Source organism: Streptomyces sp. UH6 (assembly GCF_013421635.1).
Lineage (GTDB): Bacteria > Actinomycetota > Actinomycetes > Streptomycetales > Streptomycetaceae > Streptomyces > Streptomyces abyssomicinicus.
The window spans coordinates 1-4,691 of sequence record NZ_JACADT010000428.1 but is presented as its reverse complement, the minus strand read 5'-3'; the positions used below and the strand labels follow the sequence as shown (position 1 = coordinate 4,691).

Here is a 4,691-nt window from a genome sequence, read left to right as displayed (position 1 = left end):
GCGGGCCCGGGCCGGGCGTGCGCAGGACGCCGTGCCGTTTTTCCGTCACCGGGATTCCGCATAAGGATCACGCGGATGGGGCATTCTTCCCCGATTCGTATTTCGCGGGGCCCTGACGTAGACTGACTCGTCGGCTCCCGTGCACCCGCATGTCCGTATGCGCTCCGCGCGGGGTCGATCAAGGTAGTCGATTCGAAGGGCGAAGCGTGGCCAAGAAGCAAGGTGCCATCGAGATCGAGGGCACTGTCGTCGAGTCTCTGCCGAACGCCATGTTCAGGGTCGAGCTCCAGAACGGCCACCAGGTCCTGGCTCACATCAGCGGCAAGATGCGTATGCACTACATCCGCATCCTCCCTGACGACCGGGTCGTGGTGGAGCTGTCTCCGTACGACCTGACGCGTGGCCGGATCGTCTACCGGTACAAGTAGATCTGCCTGCACTCCGTGCACCCGTCCGGCTTGGACGGTCCGCGCGGGTGGTGGCACTGACCCGGAGAACCTCATCCCATGAAGGTCAAGCCGAGCGTCAAGAAGATCTGCGACAAGTGCAGGGTGATCCGCCGTCACGGTCGGGTCATGGTCATCTGCGAGAACCCGCGCCACAAGCAGCGCCAGGGCTGACGCACTGACCTCCCCTCTGCTTCCGCAGAGTCTTCGCGCGACGCGAGCAAAATGTCATACGCAGGACCCGGAACCGCCTCGTCGGTTCCGACACCCCCGGTCGGAGGCTGGGGACCCGTCCCGTACCGACCCCGTGAAACGGCGGGGAACGGCGGGCGGGAGCCGGTTCTGCTACAGACCTCCGACAACCAACTGGAGCCATTGAATGGCACGCGTTTCCGGTGTTGACATCCCGCGCGAAAAGCGCGTGGAGGTCGCCCTCACCTACGTGTTCGGCATCGGCCGGACCCTCTCCCAGCAGACGCTGGCCGCGACGGGCATCGACCCGAACATCCGTGTTCGCGACCTCTCCGAGGAGCAGCTCGTCGCGATCCGCGAGTACGTGGACGCCAACATCAAGACCGAGGGTGACCTCCGTCGCGAGGTTGCGGCCGACATCCGCCGCAAGGTCGAGATCGGCTCCTACCAGGGTCTGCGTCACCGTCGTGGCCTGCCGGTCCGCGGCCAGCGCACCAGCACGAACGCCCGTACCCGCAAGGGCCCGCGTCGCGCCATCGCCGGCAAGAAGAAGCCGGGCAAGAAGTAGTCCGCAGCGGACGACTGTCCACGGTCTTCGCTGTAGGACCGACCACCTCCCGTAGGAGATAAGACATGCCCCCCAAGGGACGTCAGGGCGCTGCCAAGAAGGTGCGCCGCAAGGAAAAGAAGAACGTCGCTCACGGCCACGCGCACATCAAGAGCACGTTCAACAACACGATCGTCTCGATCACGGACCCGTCCGGCAACGTGATCTCCTGGGCCTCCGCCGGCCACGTCGGCTTCAAGGGCTCGCGCAAGTCCACCCCGTTCGCCGCGCAGATGGCCGCCGAGTCGGCCGCGCGTCGCGCGCAGGAGCACGGCATGCGCAAGGTCGACGTCTTCGTCAAGGGTCCCGGCTCCGGCCGTGAGACCGCGATCCGTTCCCTCCAGGCCACCGGCCTCGAGGTGGGCTCGATCCAGGACGTCACCCCCACCCCGCACAACGGCTGCCGTCCGCCGAAGCGTCGCCGCGTCTGATCCGCGGCCGGGTTCTCCCGGCTGCCGGTCACGGCGGGGAGGCTCCGGCTGGGGGCCCGGGAGTTATCCCCCGGATGTCGCAGTACGGCTGCCGTCCGCCGAAGCGTCGCCGCGTCTGATCCGCGGCCGGGTTCTCCCGGCTGCCGGTCACGGCGGGGAGGCTCCGGCTGGGGGCCCGGGGGTTATCCCCCGGATGTCGCAGTACGGCTGCCGTCCGCCGAAGCGTCGCCGCGTCTGATCCGCGGCCGGGTTCTCCCGGCTGCCGGTCGCCGTATGCGATGCCCGTGAGGGCTTGAGGTTCGGGCGGTACGACTCCGGGAGGGGACGTGCCGCCCGTATCCTTGCAGTACCCGTGCCTCGGCAATGGGCACGGTTCCGTCGGACGTCAAATAGCGGGCGTCCACGAAAGAAGGATCTGATCCAAGAATGCTGATCGCTCAGCGTCCCTCGTTGACCGAAGAGGTCGTCGACGAGTTCCGCTCCCGGTTCGTGATCGAGCCGCTGGAGCCGGGCTTCGGTTACACCCTCGGCAACTCCCTGCGTCGTACCCTCCTCTCCTCGATCCCGGGTGCGGCGGTCACGTCCATCCGCATCGACGGCGTGCTGCACGAGTTCACCACCGTGCCGGGCGTCAAGGAGGACGTCACCGACCTGATCCTCAACATCAAGCAGCTGGTCGTCTCCTCGGAGCACGACGAGCCGGTCGTGATGTACCTGCGCAAGCAGGGCCCGGGTCTGGTCACCGCCGCCGACATCGCGCCCCCGGCCGGTGTCGAGGTGCACAACCCCGACCTGGTTCTGGCCTCGCTGAACGGCAAGGGCAAGCTGGAGATGGAGCTGACCGTCGAGCGCGGTCGCGGCTACGTCTCCGCCGTCCAGAACAAGCAGGCCGGCCAGGAGATCGGCCGCATCCCGGTCGATTCGATCTACTCGCCGGTCCTCAAGGTCACCTACAAGGTCGAGGCGACCCGAGTCGAGCAGCGGACCGACTTCGACAAGCTGATCGTCGACGTCGAGACCAAGCAGGCCATGCGCCCGCGTGACGCCATGGCGTCGGCCGGCAAGACCCTGGTCGAGCTGTTCGGTCTGGCCCGCGAGCTCAACGTCGACGCCGAGGGCATCGACATGGGCCCGTCCCCGACGGACGCCGCCCTGGCCGCCGACCTGGCGCTGCCGATCGAGGAGCTCGAGCTCACCGTTCGGTCGTACAACTGCCTCAAGCGCGAGGGCATCCACTCCGTGGGTGAGCTCGTCGCCCGCTCCGAGGCCGACCTGCTGGACATCCGCAACTTCGGTGCGAAGTCCATCGACGAGGTCAAGGCGAAGCTGGCCGGCATGGGCCTGGCCCTCAAGGACAGCCCGCCCGGATTCGACCCGACCGCCGCCGCCGACGCGTTCGGCGCGGACGACGACTCGGACGCCGGGTTCGTCGAGACCGAGCAGTACTGACCGTCTCCTGTGGCGGGGTCCCCGGACCCCGCCACAGGTGCGGTTCGCACCCTTCGGGACGCCGTACCCTGGGGTGCTGTTCACTCTTCCGGGTTCGTCCCGGATCTTCGACGGGCGACCGCCCGCTCGGATACTGACTCCGGTACCTGATACGGCCGGGGCAGACACCTAGGAGAAGACATGCCGAAGCCCACCAAGGGTGCCCGTCTGGGCGGCAGCGCCGCGCACGAGAAGCTGCTCCTCGCGAACCTCGCCAAGAGCCTCTTCGAGCACGGCCGCATCACCACCACCGAGGCCAAGGCGCGCCGTCTGCGCCCGTACGCCGAGCGTCTGGTCACCAAGGCGAAGAAGGGCGACCTTCACAACCGCCGCCAGGTGCTCTCGGTGATCACGGACAAGAGCGTCGTCCACACGCTCTTCACCGAGATCGGCCCGCGCTACGAGAACCGCCCGGGTGGTTACACGCGCATCACCAAGATCGGTAACCGCCGTGGCGACAACGCGCCCATGGCCGTCATCGAGCTGGTGGAGGCCCTGACCGTGGCCCAGCAGGCCACCGGTGAGGCCGAGGCCGCGACCAAGCGCGCCGTCAAGGAGGACGAGGCCAAGCAGGCCGAGGCCACCGAGACGAACGAGGCCACCGAGGCTCCGGCCGAGGAGTCCAAGGACGCCTGATTCGGCGCCCTGGCTGACGCCTGACGCGAGCGGGTCCGCCCTTCCGGGGCGGGCCCGCTTTCGCGTGCGGGGACCTGAGAGGATCGAAGGGTGAGCGACGAAGTACAGCCCGGTCTCGTCCGGGTGCGCCTGGACCTGTCCTACGACGGCACCGCCTTCCACGGGTGGGCCAAGCAGGCCGGCGGGAAGCGGACCGTGCAGGGCGAGATCGAGGACGCGCTGCGCACCGTGACCCGGTCGCGGGAGACGACGTACGAGCTGACCGTGGCCGGCCGCACCGATGCCGGGGTGCACGCCCGGGGGCAGGTCGCCCACGTCGACCTTCCGGAGGAGCTGTGGGCCGAGCACCGGGAGAAGCTGCTGAAGCGGCTCGCCGGGCGGCTCTCCCGGGACGTGCGGATCTGGTCCGCCGTCGAGGCGCCCGCCGGGTTCAACGCGCGGTTCTCCGCGATCTGGCGCCGGTACGCCTACCGCGTCACCGACGCCCCCGGAGGCGTCGACCCGCTGCTGCGCGGGCACGTGCTGTGGCACGACTGGCCGCTGGACGTCGCCGCGATGAACGAGGCGGCCAAGGCGCTGCTCGGCGAGCACGACTTCGCCGCCTACTGCAAGAAGCGGGAGGGCGCCACCACCATCCGCACCCTCCAGGAGCTCAGCCTGGTGCGCGGGGACGACGGGATCGTCACCGCGACGGTGCGGGCGGACGCCTTCTGCCACAACATGGTGCGCTCGCTGATCGGCGCCCTGCTGTTCGTCGGCGACGGGCACCGGCCGGTCGAGTGGCCCGGGAAGGTGCTGGCGGCCGGGGTGCGGGACTCCGCCGTGCACGTGGTGCGGCCGCACGGGCTGACGCTGGAGGAGGTCGGCTACCCGGCCGACGACCAGCTCGCC

At 69.0% G+C, this 4,691-nt stretch carries 7 protein-coding genes; all 7 read left to right on the top strand.

The features are described from left to right. Positions 1 to 206 precede the first annotated feature (206 nt). A complete protein-coding gene (infA, locus tag HW445_RS19135; RefSeq protein ID WP_004927214.1) occupies positions 207 to 428 on the top strand; it encodes a translation initiation factor IF-1 in 222 nt (73 codons plus the stop codon). Positions 429 to 506: 78 nt separating this feature from the next. After that, positions 507 to 620, top strand: coding sequence for a 50S ribosomal protein L36 (rpmJ, locus tag HW445_RS19130; protein WP_003998809.1), 114 nt, complete (start codon positions 507 to 509; stop codon positions 618 to 620). Between the two features lie 205 nt (positions 621 to 825). Continuing rightward, the gene (gene rpsM / locus HW445_RS19125) at positions 826 to 1,206 is read left to right on the top strand and encodes a 30S ribosomal protein S13 (protein ID WP_151771762.1); all 381 of its coding nucleotides are present in this window, start codon (positions 826 to 828) and stop codon (positions 1,204 to 1,206) included. A 65-nt stretch (positions 1,207 to 1,271) separates the two neighbouring features. Continuing rightward, positions 1,272 to 1,676: a 30S ribosomal protein S11 gene (rpsK, locus tag HW445_RS19120; protein WP_003956432.1), complete on the top strand. Its 405-nt coding sequence runs from the start codon at positions 1,272 to 1,274 to the stop codon at positions 1,674 to 1,676. Positions 1,677 to 2,102: 426 nt separating this feature from the next. Continuing rightward, a complete protein-coding gene (locus tag HW445_RS19115) occupies positions 2,103 to 3,125 on the top strand; it encodes a DNA-directed RNA polymerase subunit alpha (RefSeq protein WP_151771761.1) in 1,023 nt (340 codons plus the stop codon). Positions 3,126 to 3,305: 180 nt separating this feature from the next. After that, the gene (gene rplQ / locus HW445_RS19110) at positions 3,306 to 3,800 is read left to right on the top strand and encodes a 50S ribosomal protein L17 (RefSeq protein WP_180222217.1); all 495 of its coding nucleotides are present in this window, start codon (positions 3,306 to 3,308) and stop codon (positions 3,798 to 3,800) included. A 90-nt stretch (positions 3,801 to 3,890) separates the two neighbouring features. Beyond that, positions 3,891 to 4,691: tRNA pseudouridine(38-40) synthase TruA (gene truA / locus HW445_RS19105; RefSeq protein WP_180222216.1), on the top strand; the 801-nt coding region annotated here is incomplete at its 3' end.